The sequence below is a fragment of the Kibdelosporangium persicum genome, from assembly GCF_013280595.1.
GTDB lineage: Bacteria > Actinomycetota > Actinomycetes > Mycobacteriales > Pseudonocardiaceae > Kibdelosporangium > Kibdelosporangium persicum.
Map to the genome: position 1 here is coordinate 1 of NZ_JAAATY010000051.1, position 19,894 is coordinate 19,894.

Below are 19,894 nucleotides of genomic sequence, written 5' to 3' on the forward strand. Positions count from 1 at the left end.
CGGGCAGGGTGTGGAGTCTGCCGGGCGCGGCATGCGTTATCGCACCGCCGGGATCGGTGGGTGGCGCCGTTTGGTGCCAATGAGAAACGCGGCTTGACCGCCGATCAGTCCGGCCGTGCAGCGGCCGTACTCGATGTCCGTCGCGCCCACCCCGACGATCAAGTGAGTCGTCGGATCCTCGGCCAGCTCCAGCAGGCGCTGCTTGAACTGGGCCGCGGCCCCGGTTGGAGCCACTGCGATGTCGTAGACCTCGAACCGGCGCAGGTGCAGATAGTCGGTGCCGGGTTCTTGGCGTGGGCCCGTTTGGACCACCCGGAGTGGGGTGAACTCCAGCGAAGCCACGTGGTCGATCAGTTCCGGATGGCCGACCTCGGCCAGCTCTTCAGCCAGCTCGCGGCGCAGGCACTCGGTTGCCGACTCGCGGCCGGTACCGCTGTCGAACCAACGTATGAACTTCTTGACCGAGCGGGAATCGACGAAGCCGCGCAGATCGTGCCGCATGTGATCGATCAGGCCGGTGGGTTTCGGTTCATCTTTGAATCCCAGCCTCTCCAGCTGTGCCTCGCCGTCGCTAAGGTACTTGTAGGCACCACCGGGTGGCCCGTAGGAACCGGGCCGGTTGATGGCGTGGAACAGTACGTAGCGGTCGTCGTCGCGGATGCGCAGCAGGGCACTGAAGGACACCCGAACTCGGCGCGGTTGGGCAAGCATCCGAACGCGGTACCGCCAGACCACTGCCGCCGTCGCGGTCATCGCCGAAGTGATGAGACCGGCCACGATCTCGACAACCACCGTCACCTCCGACGACCCGTCCGCAATGGCTGTCTTCATTGTCACAGTCCGCGCTCGCACCACAAGCGCCGTGCGGGGGAAGTTCCGCTGCCCCAGGCAGGATGGGAAACTCCGCGCCGGTGGTACATCCTCAGGCCTCATCCTCCAGCACGTGGCCAGAATGCCTCGTCGCTCAACGTGGCCGCCCCGCCCACCTCCAGATACCGCAGCGTGAATCCATCCGTTCACCAAGAATCTAGATCACGAGCACTTGGCGGTAGGTCGAGTTGATCGGGTCGTCTGAGTTGTCGGTCACAGGGCTGCCGTCCACGGCGATCCAGGCGTGAAAGGACAGCGGATCGACGGCGAAGCCGAAGCACCAGTCCACGCGATAGCCGATGATGGCCGCGGCCAGTACCGCGGTCAGGGACTCCTCGAGGCAGGCTACGCGGCCAGGGTGGAACCTGCCGGCTCGGCGGGCGGCGGAGAGAACGCCTTGAGCCTCGGCGATTGTGGCCTTACGGCGGCAGAGGCGGTGTTTCAGGCGTGTCACGGCGGCGGTGGTGACGCGGAATGGCATCTTCAGCAGGAGGAGTGCCACGGGGAAAGCGACGAGCGCGGTGAATCCCTGCAGCCGGGTATTGGGTTGGCTCGTCGGGGGGAGCGTCATGAGGATTCCGGCGGCTTGTCGGCGGAACAACTCGTCAGGGACGAGTAGACCTCGAGCAACCAAGGCGGACACCAGGAGTTCGATGTCGTGCTGGATCTGCCCGGCTGGCACGTCGGGGTGGCGCCGCACCAATGAGTCGATCGCCGTCTGGATGTCCTGGTGTGCGCGCAATGACTGGTAGAACTCGGCGCCTGTCCGGTTGAGGAGGTGCCAGCGACCGGTCGCCTGGTTGAGCAGGGTCAGGTTCCCCCGGTCGTCCGGTGTTGCGTGGACGGTTTCGGGGATGACGAATCTGCCGCTCATTCTGCGTCTCCGGACTGGTTGCGAAGCCACAATTCGACGGCGATCCACTGGTTCAGTGCGCCCCACGGCGTCGGCAGTCCGTCGATCGCTCGTACGACGGTCTGACGGACGGGTGCGGGCTCGATCAGTCCGTGATCCGCTGTGGCCGGGTTCTCCAGCAAGCGCCGCAGGACAGGCGCCGCGCGGCGGATGCCTTGGTATGCGTCTGCGGTGTAGTCGCCCTTGGTCGGGCGCGCGAGCACGAGGTCGGGAACAAGACTGGACAGCGCCGCGCGGAGGAGCGGTTTCGGCTTGGTGATGCTAGATCGCCGCGAGGCCGAAAGGGCCAGACAGGCACGCACGACATCTGTGTCGAGGTAAGGCGCGTGCACCGCGACGCCACACTGTGCACCTGAAGTCCGCACCGCTCGCTGCGTCAGGGCTTGCAAACGCAGTCTGGCTGAAGTTACGACGTCACCGACCGACGCTTCGTCGTCTGTGGACAAGCCGGCCCCGTATGCACGGACGTGCTCGGCGAGCGTCCTTCGCGCGGGTCTGGTCAGCCAGTCGGCCTGCGGAACAGTCCAATAGGCGACATTGTCCTTCTCCCAGGCCACCTCACCGGTTGGTCGTCCTTGGGCGATTTGACCGGCTAAGTCGGCAAAGGCTTCGCTCCGGCTGGTTCTCGACATGGCGATGGCCCTGGAGAGTAGCGACATGGGCGATCGGTTGCGTATCCTCGCCCAGCCGAGACAATGCCGCCACAGCCGGGGTAAGTCCCGTTGCCTGCCCAAGTCGGCAAGATAAGCGGCGGGCGCGGCGAGCACGATATCGCCACCCTCGCCGACGAGATGCAGGTCTGAACCGAGTTTCGCGGCCACCTTCAGGCGCGCTTTCATTGAGCCCATCGCGACTGCGGATGAATGCGGTTCTTCGGCGAGCACGTCAATACTCTGATACGGCAGATCCGCATCAGAGCCGAAGACCAGATGGTGTTCGAGTCTGTCGGCGAGTCCCACTACCCGAGTGGCGTGGTCGACGTCGTCCGTGACCGGCCGACTGCTGTTGAGATACGTGAGAACCGGCAGTCGGGGCGATTTCTGGGCGGCAAGAAACGCGAGCGATGTTGAATCAAGCCCACCGCTGAAATCGGAGGTGAGCGAACCAGCGGACGCGACTCTGGCATCGACCGCCCTGGTCAACGATGACTGGAGCCCAGTCGCGGCTTCGGCGAGCGATACATGGGGGTCCGGCTGAAACTCAGTGTAGGGTTCCACCTCGACGTGGCCGTTCACGATGCGAGCCAAGCGCCCCGGACTGAGCCGGTCGACCCCGGCGAACATGGAGCGGGTATCGAAAAGATCACCCGCTTCGGGGCAGGTCAGTGTGGCCAGCAAGGCGACCCGGTCAGGCTCGGCTTGGACATGCTTCGCCAGCGCGGACGCACTCGATCCGAACACCACATCATCGTCGGACCGGGCCAGGTAAAGCGGGAACTGACCGACCGGGTCCGCGATCAGGGTAGCCGCCTGCGGCTGGAGAACAGCGACTGAATAGCAACCGGACCAACCACTGAAACACTCCGGCGCACCGGTTTCGGCGAACTCGCCAAGGCTGCTTTCAAGCTCGTCACGAGAGGCGAAGCAGTGCCCGATGACGACTGCGCACGCCGACGCCCCAACAACGACTCGAAGTTCATCGGATTCGATGCATTCAAGGACCTGTGGCGTTGTGACACTTCTCGCTGATCGGCCGCTGAAACGCACTTCTTCGCTCCCCTGCGCGACTCTCCTTCATCAAATCAGTTCTGCTGGCCATTCGCATCGCCACTTCCGTTGCTGTTTCCGTGAGTGACGTCCTGAATCAGGCCGAAATCATGGATCGCGGGCGGTTCATAACCACTTTCACTCGGCTGATCGTCGCGGCGCGATTCGGCCCAATCATCACTCACAAGCCACCTCCCGAGGCTCGACTCCGGGCTGTCGCGACCCGGTCACAATTGGTAAAGTCTAGCCGTCGCAACTGTCACCCGCCAGTGTTTGACCTTCACCATTTAGTGGCCCTGCATGTGAGTTGATGGTGACAAGCTCTAAGAATCCACGGCTACGATTTCCGACCGCACGAGCCTTCCAACTGACGAAGACACGCCCCCCTAGCCAAGGCATGGCTACAGGATTATGGTAGAAGGTCTTCTAATTGAAGACGGCCCGCCGACCGGCGGGCCCCTTGACTGGAGGACCCGTGGCATCTACGAGTCGGACAAACCATGACGCGCGCGACCTGCTCTGGACGCCGTCCGACTCGCTTAAGGACGCAAACCGGCGGAGGATCATCCGTGCCGTGATGCTCGATCCGAGCAGCACGCAAGTGAACATTGCCCGGATCACCGGCCTGTCCCAGGCAACAGTGTCGACCGTGGTGAGCGAGCTCCAAGAAGAGAAGATCTTCCGGGTCGACTCCGGCGGAGGCGAGCGCGGCAAACGGATCCGTCTGGGCGCCGTACGGGGTTTGGCGGTGGGCATCGAGGTCAACCACACCGGCTTGACCGTGGCCGCGAGGCGCGTGGACACACCCAGAGTGGAGTCGGACACCGTCGACTTCAGCGCCGATCAGGGCGGCCGGATCTGGGTCTCGGAAAGTGTCCGGCTGATCAAGGAACTCGCGCGCAAGACCGGGCTTGACGAAGACCACATCGTGTCGATCGGGCTGGGTGTCCCCGCTGCCGTCGACCCGCGTACCGCCTTGGTCACCCAGGTAGCCTCGTCGCTTGAGTGGAATCTCGGCGGCGATCCCCGGGAGAGGTTCCACGAGCACTTCCCGGGCGTGCCGATCATCATCGACAACGAGGCCAACCTGGCCGCATATGGCGAATACGCCTTCGGTGTAGGCAAGGGGGACGCTGGCAAGAACGTCGAAACCATGCTCTTCGTCAAAGCCTCGACAGGCATCGGATCGGGGCTGATCATCGGCGGTCTGATCTACCGCGGACGCCACGGTCTGGCGGGCGAGCTGGGCCATCTGACCATGGACCCCACGGGAACCGTCTGCCGTTGCGGCAATCGTGGCTGCCTGGAGACGCTGGTCGGCGGAGCGCGTCTGGTCGAACAAGTGCGGCAGGCGTATTCCGGATACCGGATAGATCTGCCCACTGGGCTGGAAAGCATGATCGAAAAGGCCAAGGGCGGGGACCAGGTGTGCGGCAGGGTGCTGCACGATGCCGGTCGTAACATCGGTCTAGCGCTGGCAAGGGTGTGCAACCTACTCAACCCCGAGATCATCGTGCTGGGCGGAGAGCTGGGCCGAGCCTCCGAACTGCTCATCGAACCCGCGGAACAGAGCCTGCGTCTCTATGCATTGCGGGGGATGCTCGACCATCCCGATCCGACTCGGATCATGGGATCGCAGCTCGGCCTCCTGGCGGGTGCTCAAGGCGCGCTCGGCTTCGCGCTGAAGGCGGACGTCACGGTAGGTGTCTAGGCTGAGCTTCCCTTCAACCTGATGCTGCAGTCCATGCTGGAGCAGTATTGACTTCGAATCGAAGAGTCGTACCCTTCTGGTTGGAGGCCGCGACGTTTCGAGGTCGAAGGCGGTGAAGGCAGTGACGCCAATCCCCAGGAGCGCATGCGTCAGTCGATCGATTTACGGACCGGAAGCGCCCGGTGGCCGAAGCGCTGTGCTGCGCACGACAGCCAACCTGGGCCGCCGCACGAGAAAAGTGGCCGAGTTCGCGGTCGCGAGCTCGCGGTGCGTCCTTCCTGCCCCACCGAAAGCCAGGTAGTGCCATGTCCTCCCGATCCCGCCGCCGGAGAGCGGCCGAGCCCGTTGACCACGCCAACGAACGCCCACGGCGCCTGACACCACGGAGAGGCATCTCTGCCGGAAGGCGGACAACGCTCCCCAGCCAGCGCAGTGCCACACCTGACGTGCCGGTTCTCTATCCCACCGCCAGGCCGATCCGCCACCGCTGGTCGACCATGAACACAGAACGCACTGTCCTCGTGGGGGTTCACACTCCGACAAGCCTGCTGCGGCTTGAGGACATCACGCTGCTGTTGGAGGACGACCCGCGGGTCCAGTTGATCTACACCCAGGTGCCTGACCAGCTGGGAAACGGTGTGGCGGAAAAGCTCCAGCAGCTTGAAGTGCGGACGATCCCGTGGCAGGAGGCCGTCTGCCAGACGTTCGACCTGTCCATCTCGGCGAGCCTGCACCAGATGGGCGAAGTGGCCGCTGCCCGCCGTTTCACCGCTCCACATGGAGCCGGCTACAACAAGCTCTGGCCCGCCTGGGCCACGGATGAGCCCGGCAGCGAACGGCAGGTTTACGGACTCGACCGCCGGTCCCTGCTCGACGAGCACGACCAGCCGATCTTCGACTCGATCGTGCTCCCGCACCACGACCACATGGCGACACTCACCCATCAGTGCCCGGAGGCTGTCGCGGCGGCGGTCATCGCCGGAGATCCGTGCTACGACCGCCTGTGCGCATCCCTGTCAGCCAGGGACAAGTACCGGTCGAGGCTGGGTGTTCGCGACGCCCAGACCTTGGTCGCCGTATCCTCGACCTGGGGGCAGCGGTCGCTGCTGGGCAGTCAGCGGGATCTCTTGCTACGACTGACTTCTGAGCTTTCGGTCACCCATCGGGTCATCGCGACCCTGCACCCAGCGGTGTGGTCACAACACGGTTCTCGCCAGGTCCGCACCTGGCTGCGTGACGCCCGCGCAGCCGGCATGGATCTCATCGATGCCGGGGAGGACTGGCGAGCATTGGTAATTGCTGCGGACATGATGATCGCCGACCACAGCTCGTTGGCCGTGTACGCATCGAGCGTGAAGGTGCCGTTGCTTCTCAGTCACTTCGCCCATGATGAGATAGACCCGCACTCGGTGATGGCTGAGTTGGCCGGCCGAAGCCCACGGCTGTGTCCCTCAACACCGCTGCTTGAACAACTCGACGAGGCCAGGCGAGCGCAGCCCACCCAGTGGGACGTGTCCGGTCGCCGGATCTCGACCGTCAAAGGACAGTCCGCCGCCATTCTCCGAAGAGAGCTCTACCAGTTGCTTGGTCTGTCCGAGCCTTCCACGGCGGCGAACTGGCCACTCGTTCCGGTGCCGCGGCTCGTACGGGACGTGGTCGATCTCCACTGACCTGAGCGGGGCGCTTTCCAGCCTTGTCCGTTGTGAGTCTTTGCGGCAGTCGGTCATCGCGATCTGGCGAAGTTGGCGAATGTGGTGGTGAGGCCGAAAACACCATCCATTGGCAGTGACTCCCTGTGTCAGGCGTAAGGGCTCCTGACAGAATGATCACTTGCTGGCGTCGGGCAGGGTTGATGTGGATTATGTTCGGGCGTGAGAGGGGTGAATCGACGCCGTGGATCGTCTCTGACGATCTGTGGGAGCAGATCGAGCCGTTGCTGCCGGTGCTGCCGCGCCCGGCATGCCATCCTGGACGCAAGAGGCTGCCTGATCGTCAAATGCTGTACTCCAGGCGCGCCATGGTGGGTTCCGGCCGAAGGATCCGTCGAGGAGAGCTCACCGCGCCGCTGACCGTGGACACGGACCCCGCTACGGTCGCGTTGACCTCGTTGCTCGCGCTCGGCTTCGTCCACCATGAAATCGAGTCGATGTCGACTGTCCACTACGGCGGCGTGGCGGTGACCGGCGTCGATGATGGACGGTTGGTGACGACCATGCCGCCGCCGAACGAAACCGAAACCTCGACGCCGACAGCAGCATCCGCGACGGCGTCGCGCTGACCTTGATGGACGTGGCGGGCGCGACCGTTCCGTGGTGCCGCGATCGCCTTCCACGCACAGCTTCTCGGCTCGCAGTCGGCCGGAGAGCTTGTCGTGCAAGCGTTCGTCCGGGCCTGCGACGAGCGCATCGCGCGGAGCGACATCAGCGTGTTCGACGCCGGGCACCGGTTGCGCGCGTTGGGAACGGTCGTCTACCGGTTCGCCTGACCGCGGGGTGTCAGTGGGCGAGAGCGGGGACCGGTTTGTACTCCGGGAGCATCTCGCGCAAGTGCACAGTCATTCCCTGGCAGTAGGAGACGTTGTCGTGCAGGGGCTGGTCCTCTCGGAAGGGGAGTTTGCGGCGCAGGGGGTGACGCATGAACAGTGGCCCGTCGGGGATGTCGTCCATCGGTTCGAGGTCCCTGAGCAGGTCGGTGACGGCCTGCGGTGCGGTGATCTGGATTCCCCTGTCTTGGAGGGTGACTTCCAGCTCGGTGAAGGTGTGGTCCGGCAGCCGTGGTTTCTCGCGGTAGACGTAGGGGCGGGCGAGCAGGTCCAGTTCGAAGGCCGCTCTGGCCACCGGGTCGGTCCAGAACTTCTGTTCGGCCACGAATCCGGCGAGCAGCCGGTCGAACTCGGCCCGGTTGGCGTGCAACAGCATGTGGGTGTGTGTCCCGCTGTTGAGCAGGTGGTAGTTGCCGAGGTTGGCCACGGAGTCGGCGAAGAACCGGCAGATTTCGGAGGAGTCCTGGTGGCGCTTGAAGTAGTCGACCGCTCGGGCGAAGAGTTCGTCGAAGTCCATCCGGCCGGTGCGGTCGAGGTGGTTGGCCAGGTAGTAGAGCCCGCGTAGGCAGTAAAGGCTCTGCATCGAGTAGAACAACCAGACGCCTTCGTCGTAGTCCTCTTCACTGACCCACTTCGTGCCCACCACGACGTCGGCTTCCGCTGCCGCGTCGGGAACTCGCCGGACCTTGATGCCGAACAGTTCGCGGTTCTTGTAGATCGGCGTGTTGTGCAGCAGCAGTTGCAGGTACACGAGAATTGTGTCGGCGCGCGATCGGCACAGCTCGGTCAGGCCGCGGCGGTACGAGGCGACGGTTTCGCCGGGCAGCGGCCAGATCATCTCAGTGAACGAGCTGATCTTCTGCTCGCGCAGGTGGCGGTGCAGTTCCGTGTACGTCTCGGCCCGGATGTTGCTGCGGTCGATCAGGCGAAGAACGTCCTTGTCCATGGTCTGCAAGGAGATCGGCTGGCTGGTCAGCATGCCGCCGTCGATCAGCAGCTTGGTGATCTCGGCCATCCGTTCCGGTTTGTTCTTCGCCGAGTTCATCCCCATCATCAGGGGATAGCCGGTTCGTTCCCGGTTGTGCACCACGTGTTTGGTGATCTCGACGTCCCGTGGGGAGATTCCCCAGTTGGCGTCGGCGATGTACAGCATCATGAACTCGTTGTCGCTGATCCAGTCGATGTCCTGGAGGATCCGGTCGGTCTCGAAGCGGTTGACCTTGGCGTTGGTCGCCGCACCCCAGAAGCAGAAGCCGCAGTTGTAGGGGCAGCCGCGGTTGGTCTCCAGGATCGCGTAGGTGTACTTGCCCGGCTCGAACACGCCGTTGGTGTACGGCGACGGGATCTCGGTGAGGTCCTTGATCCGCTCCGCGGGTTCGGTGGTGACCAGTTCGCCGTCCCGCCAGAAGCTCAGCCCCGGCACCGCGGCGAAATCCGGCTCGTCGCTCATCAGCTGCCGCAGGTACTGGTGGAACGTGCGTTCGCCCTCGCCGTTGCACACCAGCACGTTCGAGCGGTCCGGCGGTACGTACTGCGCGGCGTGGCTCATCACCTGCGGCCCGCCGAGGATGAAATGGGCGTTGGGCAGCCTGTCGGCCAAACGCTCCAGCAGCCAGGTCATCAGCCCCATGTTCCAGACGTAACAGCTGAACGCGTAGACGTCGCTCGGTTCCCGCTCCAGCTCCGCCGCGGCTGCCTCACGGTCGACCGACGAAGCGGGTGCGTCGTAGATCCGGAACGAGAAGGCGTCCGCCACCTCGGGGTCGTTGGCGGCATAGGACCACAGGTATCCCGCGGCCAGCGGGGTGATCCGCTCGAACGCGGTGAACTCCACCAGCGTGACCGTTTTCGTCATGCCCGCACTCCAGCCATTCGGTCGGTCAGCGTCCATTCCGGTAGCATTTCTCGCAGATGCAGCACCATTCCCTCGCAGTAGGAGATGTTGTCGCGCAACGGCCGGTCGGTCATGAACGGCAGCTTGCGGCGCAACGGATGGCGCAGCAGCAACAGCCCGTCCGGCGCGCCGTCGAGCGATTCGAGGTCGCGCACCAGTTCGGTCACCGCGGGCGGGGCGAGGATCGCCATGTCCTTCTCCTGCCGGGTGATGTCCAGTTCGGTGAAGACGTGCTCGGGGAGTCGTGGTTTCTCGCGGTAGACGTAGGGGCGGGCGAGCAGGTCCAGTTCGAAGGCCGCTCTGGCCACCGGGTCGGTCCAGAACTTCTGTCCGGCCACGAATCCGGCGAGCAGCCGGTCGAACTCGGCCCGGTTGGCGTGGAGCAACAGGTGCAGGTGGGTGCCGCTGTTGAGGAGGTGGTAGTTGCCGAGGTTGGCGACCGAGTCGGCGAAGAACCGGCAGATCTCGGAGGAGTCCTGGTGGCGCTTGAAGTAGTCGACCGCTCGGGCGAAGAGTTCGTCGAAGTCCATCCGGCCGGTGCGGTCGAGGTGGTTGGCCAGGTAGTAGAGGCCTCGCTGGCAGTAAAGGCTTTGCAGGACGTAGTTGAGCCACACGCCCTCGGCGTAGTCGTCCTCGGTGACCCATTTCGTCCCGACCACGATGTCGGCCTCCGCGGCCTCGTCCGGCACACGGCGGACCTTGATGCTGTACAGCTCGCGCTTCTCATAGATGGGCGTGTTGTTCAGCAGCAACTGCGGATACACGACGATCGTCTCGGCACGGGACCGGCACAACGTGGTGAGACCCCTGCGGAACGAGGCCACGGTTTCGCCGGGCAGCGGCCAGATCATCTCGGTGAACGAGCTGATCTTCTGCTCGCGCAGGTGGCGGTGCAGTTCCGTGTACGTCTCGGCCCGGATGTTGCTGCGGTCGATGATGTCCAGGACGTCCTTGTCCATGGTCTGCAAGGAGATCGGCTGGCTGGTCAGCATGCCGCCGTCGATCAGCAGCTTGGTGATCTCCGCCATCCGTTCCGGCCTGTTCTTGGCGGCGTTCATCCCCATCATCAGGGGGTAACCGGTTCGTTCCCGGTTGCGCACCACGTGTTTGGTGATCTCCACGTCCCGTGGTGACATGCCCCAGTTGGCGTCGGCCATGTACAGCACCATGAGGCCGTTGTCGCTGATCCAGTCGATGTCCTGGAGGATCCGGTCGGTCTCGTAACGGTTGACCTTGGCGTTGGTCGCCGCACCCCAGAAGCAGAAGCCGCAGTTGAACGGGCATCCCCGGGTCGTCTCCAGGATGGCGTACGTGTACTTGCCCGGCTCGAACACGCCGGTGGTGTACGGCGAGGGGATCTCCGAGAGATCGCGGATGCGCTCCGGGCGTTCGGTGGTGACCAGTTCGCCGTCCCGCCAGAAACTGATCCCGGGCACCGCGGCGAAATCCGGCTCGCCGGTCATCAGCTGCCGTAGGTACTGGTGGAACGTGCGTTCGCCCTCGCCGTTGCACACCACGACATTGCCCCGCTCCGGCAGGACATAGCGCCACGCGTGGCTCATCACCTGCGGGCCGCCGAGGATGAACTGCGCGTCCGGAACCTTCTCGACCAGCTCGTCCAGCAGCCGGGACACCAGTCCCATGTTCCAGACGTAACAGCTGAACGCGTAGACATCGCTGGGGTCCCGCTCCAGTTCCGCCGCGACCGCCGCGCGGTCCACAGTCACCGGTGCGTCGTGGATCCGGAACGCGAAGGCGTCCGCGACTTCCGGGTCCTTGCCCGCGTACGCGCACAGGCTGCCGGAAGCCAACGGAGTCACCTTCTCGAACGCCGTGAACTCCACCATGGTCACGGTCTTCATCACTACCCCCAGACGGTCGACTACAAGTTCGCGACCTCGTCCAATGCCTGGTCCAGCGCGACGACGATCTCCTCAACCTCGTCATCGGACACCACCAGCGGCGGGATGATCACGATGGCCGGCCACTTGGCGAGGGTGGACACCAGCACACCGCGTGCCTCCATCGCCAGCCGCAACAAGTCCGGTTCGGACAGTTCGATCGCGTACATCAGGCCGGTGCCGCGGATCGCCGTCACGTGCGGATGCCGTTTGGCCACATCGGACAGACGCTGGAACAGTTCCGCGCCGCTCCGCTGGACGTTGTCCAGCACCCTGTCCGTGGTCAGGACCTCCACCACGGCCATCGACGCGGCCAGCGCGACCGGGTGCCCGTCGTTCGTCGACCCGATGAAGAACTGCTGGTCGTAGGGCAACGCACGGACCTGCTCGTAGATCTCGTCGGACAGCACGACAGCCGACAGCGCGGCGTACCCGGACGTGAGCCCCTTGCCGAGGGTGAGGATGTCGGGCCGGACACCCAGCTGGCCGCAACGGGTGAACGCGCCCGTGCGCCCCATGCCAGTGGTCACCTCGTCGATGATCAGGTGGATTCCGTTGACACGGCAGAAGTCCGCGAGCGACCGCAGGTAGTCCTCGGTCAGCACGTGCGCGCCTTCACCGACGATCGGTTCGACGACGACCGCGCTGATCCGCTCGGGACCGTGATCGGCCATAGCCTGTTCGAGGCCGCTGGCGGTGCCGTCGCCGTGCGTCTCGAACGGGCCGGACCCGTGCAGCACGCCGGGGAGCAGCGGTCCTGCTTGGTAGTGTACGTAGGGGATTCCGGTCAGCGCACCACCGCCGGCGCCGAGGCCGTGGAAACCACGCCACATCCCGAACACTGTGGTGCGCTCGGGCTCCCCCCGCACACGGTGCAGGAACCGTGACAGCAGCACCGCGGTTTCCACCGCCTGCGAGCCGTTGCTGCAGTACCGGATCTTGGTCAGGTGCTCCGGTAGGTGCGGAAGCAGCGCGTTGGCCGCCTCCATCGAGATTCCGCTCGGCCTGCCGTATCCGATCAGGTTGGCGTACGGCAAGGTGTCCAGTTGCTGCTTCATCGCGGCGATGACGCGTTGGTTGTCGTACCCCAGCGTCACGTTCCACAGGCCCGACCGGGCGTCGAGCAGCCACCGGCCACCTCTGTCGCGCACGCGGACGCCTCGTCCCTCGACCAGCATGGTCTCCGGCGACACGGTCTTGAGGTAGGCGTTCATCGCCGGGCTGTTCCACAGCGGGTACTCCGCCGGATCGATCATCGGCTCATTCCCCGGACGCGATGTGCTCTTCGATCGCCTTGGCCAGCTCGGTGATGGTCGGGTTCTCGAAGATCAGCATCAGCGGCAGTTCCACTTCGAACTTCTCGCGCAGCTTGTAGGTGGCCAGGGTGGCCAGCATGGAGTTGCCGCCGACGGCGAAAAAGTCGTCGTCCGCGCCGAACGTGTTCTTCTTCAGCACTGTCACCCAGATCTCCGCGACAGTCTTCTCGGTCTCGGTGTCGACGCCGGTCACGGCAGTCGCGTCGAACTCGGCGTTCTCGGAACTCATCGTGTGCTCTTCCTCTCCGGTGTTCTCCTGCTGTTTCCCGCCGGCATCGTGGACAGCCGGGTTCCCGGGTCGTGCAGCGCCGTCCGCAGCACGTGCCCGAACTGGTCGAACACCCGCTCGATGCCGGGCGGGTCGAAGATGTCGGCGTTGTACTCGACCGTGCCGGACACGTGGCCCGCCGACAGGGTGAGCGCGACGTCGAGGTCGAACTTGGCCGTCCCGGTGTAGATGTCGAGCACATCGGCGCGCAGACCGGGCAGGTCCAGTGCGCGGCCACGGATGTCCTGCACCGAGAAGATCACCTGAAACAGCGGCGAGTACAGGGCGTCCCGCCGTGGGTTGAGGTCACTGACCAGTTGCTCGAACGGCACGTCCTGGTGTGTGTACGCGCCGAGCGCCGTCTCCCGGGCACGGGCGAGCAGTTCGCCGAAGGACGGGTCGCCGGACAGGTCGGTCCGCAGTACCACGGTGTTGACGAAGAACCCGATCAGCGGCTCGAGTTTCGCGTCGGTGCGCCCGGAGACCGGTGTGCCCAGCACGATGTCGGTGCGGCCGGTGTGCACGGCCATGGTCGCCTGGAACGCGGCCAGCAGTACCATGAACTCGGTGACTTCGTGCTCGGCGCACACGTCGGCGAGTTTCTCCGTGTCGTTCCCGGACAACAGGGTGAAGCGGTGCCTGCGGCCCGTACCGGTGGGCCGGACCGGCCGCGGGCGGTCCGTGGGCAGCTCCAGCCGGGGCAGCCCGGCGAGCCTGCGACGCCAGTAAACCAGCCCTTCCTCCGGTGCCGGGCGGACTCGGTCCGCCGCCGCGAAGTCCCGGTACTGCGACACGATCGGAGGCAGCGCGGCGGGGCCGGCGCGGTAGGCCGTGGCCAGTTCGGTCAGCAGGACCTCGGTGGACCACCCGTCGAACGCCGCGTGGTGCACGGTCAGCGAGAGCATGTGTTCGTCGTCGGCGACGCGGATCAGGCGGGCCCGGATCAGTGGTGCCACAGCCAGGTCGAAGGGCTGGCGGGCGTCCTCCTCCGCGAGCCGGACAGCGTCGTCCACCGACTCGGCGATGGCGTCGTCGACCTTGAACACGTCGATCGGCTCGACGTGCTGGACGGGCCACCCGTCCTCGCCGAGCGCGAAGCGGGAGCGCAGGACTTCATGTCTGCGGACGATTTCGGTCAGCGCGCGGCGCAGTGCGTTGGCGTCCAGTGCACCGCGCAACCGGAGACCGAGCGCCACGTTGTAGGTCGGTCGGCCGGGCTGGAGCTGGTCGAGGAACCAGAGCCGTTGCTGTGCGGGCGACAGCGGGGCTGGGCCGGCGTGTCGTCCCGTCTCCCGCCGGGGTGCCGTGTCCAGTTCCGCGAGGTGCCGGGCGAAGTCGGCGAGCACGGGATGGGCGAACAGAGAACTGAGCGAGGGGGTGACGCCGAGCCGCTCCGCGACACGCGCCACGACTTGGGCGGCGGCCAGCGAGTTGCCGCCGAGGGTGAAGAAGTTGTCGCCGGTTCCCACCCGCTCCGTACCGACGACCTCTTGCCACACCTGCGCTACCACGATCTCGTGGCTGGTCCGCGGCGCGATGTACCGCATGGCGCGGTCCGGCGCACCGGGCAGCGCGGTACGATCGACCTTCCCGTTGGCGGACAACGGCAACGTATCCAGGAGCACGAACGCGCCAGGCACCATGTACCGCGGGATCCGCTGCTTGAGGTAGTGACGCAGCGCCTCGCCGTCGATCCCGTCCCCGGCGACGACGTAGGCGACGAGTTCGGCCACGAACCCGTCACCCGAAAGCATCACGTACGCGTCCCGCACATCCGTGTGTTCCACCAGAACCGCCGCGATCTCACCGGGCTCGATCCGGTATCCCCGCAGCTTCACCTGGTTGTCGGCGCGGCCCTCGAACTCGATCAGCCCGTCCGCCCGCAACCGCACCAGATCACCGCTGCGGTACAGCCGGGAGCCGGGCTCACCGAACGGATCGGGCACGAACCGTTCCGCCGTGAGCCCTGGCAGCCCGTGGTAACCACGGGCCACGCCCGCGCCGCCGACCCACAGTTCGCCTTGCGCGCCAGGTGGGACCGGGCACAGCCACGGATCGAGAACACGCAGCGTGGTGCCGCCGATCGGCCGTCCGAGGGGAATGGATCGGGGCTGGGGAGCGGTTCCCGCCACGTGGGTCGCGCAGAACGTGGTCGTCTCAGTGGGACCATAGCCGTTGACCACGGTCAGGCCGGGCAGTGCGGCGCTCAACCGGCGGATGTGCGGCGGGGACAGCGCTTCGCCGCCGGTCAGCAGCAACCGCAGCGGGGCCAGGGCCTCCGGTGCGGTGTCGACGATCAGGTTGGTCAGCTGCGAGGTCAGCCACAGCACCGAAACGCCCTCGGCCGCCAGCACCGCTCCCAGCTCACGCGGCCCGACCGGGCCGGGCGGCCAGACCGCCAGCCGGGCGCCGTGCACGAGCGGCGTCCAGATCTCGAACGTGGACGCGTCGAAAGCCGCGGGCGCCAGGTGCAGGAACGTGTCGTCCGGACCGATCCCCAGGTGCTCGAGGCCGTGCACCAGCCGGGTGATCGCCCGGTGCGTGACCTCGACGCCCTTGGGCCGCCCCGTCGACCCGGACGTGTACATGACGTACGCGAGGTTGTCCGGATGGACGACAACACCGGGATCGTCGGTGGGCAAGGCGTCGAGGCCGGGCGCGTCGATCGCGACAGCGTGGTCAAATTCGTCTACTTTGGACAGTGTGGTGAGGACAGCCGTGGCGCCGCTGTCGTCGAGCATGAACCGGATTCGCTCCGCCGGGTAGTCCGGGTCGATCGGCAGGTATGCTCCGCCGGTCCTGAACACCGCGAGTTGCGCGACCACCAGGTCCTGGCCGGTGGCGTGGATCGCGATGATCCGCTCCGGGCCCGCGCCATGCCGGATCAGCAAGTGGGCCAAGCGGTTCGCAGCCGCGTTCAGCTCGGCGTAGGTCATCCGCCCCACGGCGGGGGAGTCGGGTGTACGGGTGGCTTGACGTGCGACTAGCGTCGCGACCGGCTCGTCGGTTCTCACCGGCGGTCCGGTCAGTCCGGGTGGCGTGTCCGGCGCCAGCATGGCGAGCCGGGAGATCCGGCGATCGGGGTGGGCCAGCGCGTCCGCGATCAGGACCTGGTAGTGCTCGGCGAACCGGTCGACCGTCGAGGCGTCGAACAGGTCCGTGCTGTAGCCGATCGACCCCACCAGCCTGCCGTCCCGGCTGACCTGGATCACCAGCGAGAGGTCGAACTGGCAGACACCGGTGTCGAACTCGACCGGCTCGACGGTGATCCCCGGCAGTCGCAAGGAATCGGCCGGTGCGTCGTACACCTGGAAAGTCACCTGGAAGACAGGGTTGCGGGACAGGTCGCGTTCCGGCGCCAGCTCTTCCACCAGCCGCTCGAACGGCACGTCCTGGCTGGCATAGGCGGTGTTCGTGGCTCGTACGGCGCGGGCGAGCAATTCGGCGAACGTGGGGTCGTCCGCGCAGTCCAGCCGCAGCGCGAGCATGCCGGACAGGAAGCCGACAACCCGGTCGAGTTCGGCGCGCGTGCGGTTCGCGACAGGAATGCCCACCACGACGTCCCTGGAGCGGGAGTACCGGGCGAGCACCGCCACGAACCCGCTCAGCAGAACCGTGAACAGCGTGGTGCCCGCGTTCCGGCTCAGCGCGCCCGCGGCCGCACCGACGTCCTCGCCGAGGGTGAAGCGGACAACGCCACCGCGGTGACTCAGCACGGCCGGCCGCGGCCGGTCCAGCGGCAGCTCCGCCTCGGCCGGTGCACCTTCCAGCGCGGCGCGCCAACGTTCGAGTTGGGCGTCCATTTCGGACCCGTGGCTCAGCTGGTGCTGCCACCATGCGAAGTCGGCGTACCGGACCGGTGGGTCCGGCAGCTCCGGCCGGTGACCGGCCAGAAACGCCTCGTAGAGTGCGCTGAGCTCCTCGAACAACACCTCGGTGGACCGCCCGTCGGACACCAGGTGGTGCATGACAAGGCACAACACGTGCTCGTTCTCGTGCACGCGGATCAGCGTGGCTCGAAGCAGACGCCCGGACCCCAGGTCGAACGGCACCGCGAACCGCTCGGCGAGCACGTCGTCCACCGCACGGCCTGAGGTCACGTCCCACTCCACCCGGCCGACGGGTGCGACCACCTGGTAAGGCACACCGTCCCGCACCCGGATCGGGCTACGCAGCGCCTCATGCCGTTCGACAAGCGCTTCCACCGCACGGCGAAGGCATTCCACGTCCAGCGTGCCGCGCAGCCTGTGCGCCTCGAGCACGTGGTACGCGGCGCGGTGCGGCACAAGCGAATCCATGAACCACAGCGACCGTTGCCCCGGCGAAAGCGGCAGTTCGCCGTCCCGCGGCGCACGGGGGAGGGGAGCGACATCCTGTCCGCCCGCCGCGACGATCTCCGCCAATCGAGCCACCGTGGGGGTACTGAGGAACTCGGTCACCGGCACGTCGACGCCGAACTGCTGACGTACCAGGGCGATCAGTCTGATCAGCTGGAGGCTCGTACCGCCCGCGGTGAACAGGTTGTCCTCCGCCGCCAGGCCCAGATCCGGCATGACCTTGGCCACGCATTCGTCGTGGAGCCGGCGTTGTAGCCCGGTCAGCCCGGCGGGCGTGGACGGCGGCGCGGCCGGTGGCAGCCGCTCGGCGAGGGCGGACATGTCCACCTTCCCGTTGGCGTTGACGGGAATCCTGTCGACGGCGACGATCCGGCCCGGCACCATGTAGGCCGGCAGGCGCTCGCTGAGCTCCTTGCGCAGCTCGGCGGGATCGATGCCGGAGCTCACAACATATGCGACGACTGTCCTCCGGTCGCCCGTGCCCGTCAGGTCGACGACCGCGCTGCGGACACTGGGATGGGCGAGCAACGCGGACTCGATCTCGCCGAGTTCCACCCGTTGCCCACGGACCTTCACCTGCCGGTCGGCGCGCCCCACGAAGACGATGTCCCCAGCGGCGTCCACCCGAACCAGGTCGCCGGTCCGATACAGCCGCCCGCCGTCACCGGTGAACGGATCCGCCACGAACCTGGCCGCCGTTCGTGCCGGATCACCCAGATAACCTCGCGCCAGTCCGGCACCACCGAGGTACAACTCGCCCACGGCACCGCGTGGCACCGGCCGCAACCACTCGTCCAACACATGGCAACGGTGGTTGTCCACCGGTCGTCCGATGGGCGGTGGCGTCCGCATGATGCCCGCGCAGTCCGTGTAGATCACACCGATCGTCGCTTCGGTGGGCCCATACCCGTTGACCACTCGGCGTCCCGGCGACCAGCGTGTCACGAGCGAACCGGGGAACGGCTCACCGCCGACCGACGCGATCCGCAGGTCCGGGAAGCGTGCCGGGTTCATCGAGTCCATCAGCACCGGAGGGAGTTCGGCCACGGTGATGCGTTCGGCCACCAGTACGCGCGAGAGCTCCTCGACGCTCAACCGCTGTTCGTCGCCCGCGATCCACAGCGAGGCACCGGTGAGCAACGCTGAGAAGACCTCCTGCACCCACACGTCGAATCCTGGCGAGGCGTACTGCAGCACCCGGTCTTCGTGGGTCAGTTCGAACATCGTCCGCATGGCGTTGACGAAGTTGACCACGTTGACGTGCTCGACGATCACCGCGCGCGGTGATCCGGTGCTGCCGGAGGTGTAGATGCCATACGCGGCGTCGCGGTGATGTGCCTTGATGCCAGGGGGTTCGGGTGGGTTCCGGGCGATACGTCCGGCATCGGCGTTCAGATCTACTGTGCGCCAAGGGCCATCGAACTGCCGGTCCGTCACGACCGCCGCGACCTCGGCCTGCTTGAACAGTTCGTCAGCTCGTCTGGCAGGAGTGTCCGGGTCGAGCGGGATCCACGCCGCACCGGCGTACAGCGCGCCGAGACACGCGACGACCCACCGCGGGTCTCCGCGTGAGATGAGGATTCCGACACGGCCGGCGGGCAACTCGTGCGCGAGCCGGCGGGCGTCGTCGGCCAGTTGCCGGTAGGTCAGCTCGCCGGTGGCTCCTGCCACCGCACGCCGGCCGGGGAACCGACGGGCGATCTCGTCGAACCGCTCGGTCAGGGTCACCGGGGGGACCGGCCGGACCGGGCCGCTGATCAGTTCCGGGCCGGTGGATTCGAGCATCCACAAAGGACTTTCCGGGCGGTCGGTGCCTGCCGCGAGCAACGCGGCCGCATGGCGCAACAGCCCTTGGACCGTTTCGGTCTCGTAGCGGTCCGGATCGAACCGCGCCACCACACGGCTGGGGATGTGGTCGATGTCGAGGAGGAGATCCGCGTCCTGCCACGGGTCCGGGTCCGACAACACATCGGACGGCGTGCGGAGGCGTACCACGATCGGCGGGACGGTGGCGGCTGGTCGCGTTCGCAGGCCCGCCTGCCGTGCGGCAAGGGCCTGGAACGCTTCACCGCCAACGACTTCACAGGTCAAAATGCCTCTGGCGGAACCGGGGCGTACCGCGCCGACGCGGACCGTTCGTTCGGCGGAGAACCGGCTCAGTGCGGCCAGAACCGCGGCCAGCGCCGCATCCGCGGACGCGGTGCCGGTGAGCGGCTCAGCGAGGCGTACGCGGCTGGGCGGAGGAGCGGCTCCGGTGGCCGTGGCCCGAGGGAAACGGGTCGGCGGATCGGCGATCAGGCTGTCCGCGAATTCCATTGTAGACGATTCTGGACCCGCTGTTCCGACGGAGCGAATGCGGGCGAAGAACCGCGCGCGGCGATCGGTGTCCGCGAACACCTGTGGCCTGCGCGTCATTGATCCCCCTACCCCAGCAAT

At 66.3% G+C, this 19,894-nt stretch carries 12 protein-coding genes; 3 read left to right on the plus strand and 9 right to left on the minus strand.

Annotation, left to right across the window (positions count from 1 at the left end):
• Nucleotides 1–36: 36 nt before the first annotated feature.
• The 4 genes from GC106_RS44560 to GC106_RS44575 form a co-directional block, all read right to left on the minus strand.
• The gene (locus GC106_RS44560; RefSeq protein ID WP_173142258.1) at nucleotides 37–792 is read right to left on the minus strand and encodes an SMODS-associated NUDIX domain-containing protein; all 756 of its coding nucleotides are present in this window, start codon (nucleotides 790–792) and stop codon (nucleotides 37–39) included.
• Nucleotides 793–1,027: 235 nt separating this feature from the next.
• Nucleotides 1,028–1,744: a lasso peptide biosynthesis B2 protein gene (locus GC106_RS44565; protein ID WP_173142259.1), complete on the minus strand. Its 717-nt coding sequence runs from the start codon at nucleotides 1,742–1,744 to the stop codon at nucleotides 1,028–1,030.
• Complete coding sequence (locus GC106_RS44570) at nucleotides 1,741–3,489, minus strand: albusnodin/ikarugamycin family macrolactam cyclase (protein ID WP_173142260.1); 1,749 nt, start codon at nucleotides 3,487–3,489, stop codon at nucleotides 1,741–1,743. The genes GC106_RS44565 and GC106_RS44570 overlap by 4 nt, the downstream gene beginning before the upstream one ends.
• A 35-nt stretch (nucleotides 3,490–3,524) precedes the next feature.
• The gene (locus tag GC106_RS44575; protein ID WP_173142261.1) at nucleotides 3,525–3,674 is read right to left on the minus strand and encodes a hypothetical protein; all 150 of its coding nucleotides are present in this window, start codon (nucleotides 3,672–3,674) and stop codon (nucleotides 3,525–3,527) included.
• Nucleotides 3,675–3,964: 290 nt separating this feature from the next.
• On the opposite strand from GC106_RS44575, the gene GC106_RS44580 reads away from it, so the two are divergent.
• The 3 genes from GC106_RS44580 (at nucleotide 3,965) to GC106_RS44590 (ending at nucleotide 7,478) form a co-directional block, all read left to right on the plus strand.
• Entirely contained in the window at nucleotides 3,965–5,200 is a 1,236-nt protein-coding gene (locus GC106_RS44580) for an ROK family transcriptional regulator (protein WP_173142262.1), read from the plus strand.
• Between the two features lie 521 nt (nucleotides 5,201–5,721).
• Nucleotides 5,722–6,870 (plus strand): hypothetical protein, encoded by a 1,149-nt coding sequence (locus GC106_RS44585; RefSeq protein ID WP_173142263.1) that lies wholly within the window; start codon nucleotides 5,722–5,724, stop codon nucleotides 6,868–6,870.
• Nucleotides 6,871–7,061: 191 nt separating this feature from the next.
• On the plus strand, nucleotides 7,062–7,478 hold the full coding sequence (locus GC106_RS44590; RefSeq protein WP_173142264.1) for a transposase: 417 nt from the start codon (nucleotides 7,062–7,064) through the stop codon (nucleotides 7,476–7,478).
• Between the two features lie 217 nt (nucleotides 7,479–7,695).
• Here the strand turns inward: GC106_RS44590 and GC106_RS44595 are convergent, their stop codons facing one another.
• From GC106_RS44595 to GC106_RS44615, 5 genes are read right to left on the minus strand one after another with little or no spacing between them, the layout of a single operon-like run.
• Complete coding sequence (locus GC106_RS44595) at nucleotides 7,696–9,597, minus strand: radical SAM protein (RefSeq protein ID WP_173142265.1); 1,902 nt, start codon at nucleotides 9,595–9,597, stop codon at nucleotides 7,696–7,698.
• On the minus strand, nucleotides 9,594–11,498 hold the full coding sequence (locus GC106_RS44600) for a B12-binding domain-containing radical SAM protein (RefSeq protein WP_173142266.1): 1,905 nt from the start codon (nucleotides 11,496–11,498) through the stop codon (nucleotides 9,594–9,596). Before GC106_RS44600 ends, GC106_RS44595 begins: the two co-directional genes overlap by 4 nt.
• A gap of 20 nt (nucleotides 11,499–11,518) precedes the next feature.
• Nucleotides 11,519–12,793 (minus strand): aminotransferase family protein, encoded by a 1,275-nt coding sequence (locus GC106_RS44605; RefSeq protein ID WP_173142267.1) that lies wholly within the window; start codon nucleotides 12,791–12,793, stop codon nucleotides 11,519–11,521.
• Nucleotides 12,794–12,797: 4 nt separating this feature from the next.
• Nucleotides 12,798–13,082 (minus strand): phosphopantetheine-binding protein, encoded by a 285-nt coding sequence (locus tag GC106_RS44610; protein ID WP_173142268.1) that lies wholly within the window; start codon nucleotides 13,080–13,082, stop codon nucleotides 12,798–12,800.
• Complete coding sequence (locus tag GC106_RS44615) at nucleotides 13,079–19,774, minus strand: non-ribosomal peptide synthetase (protein ID WP_173142269.1); 6,696 nt, start codon at nucleotides 19,772–19,774, stop codon at nucleotides 13,079–13,081. The genes GC106_RS44610 and GC106_RS44615 overlap by 4 nt, the downstream gene beginning before the upstream one ends.
• Between the last annotated feature and the right edge of the window lie 120 nt (nucleotides 19,775–19,894).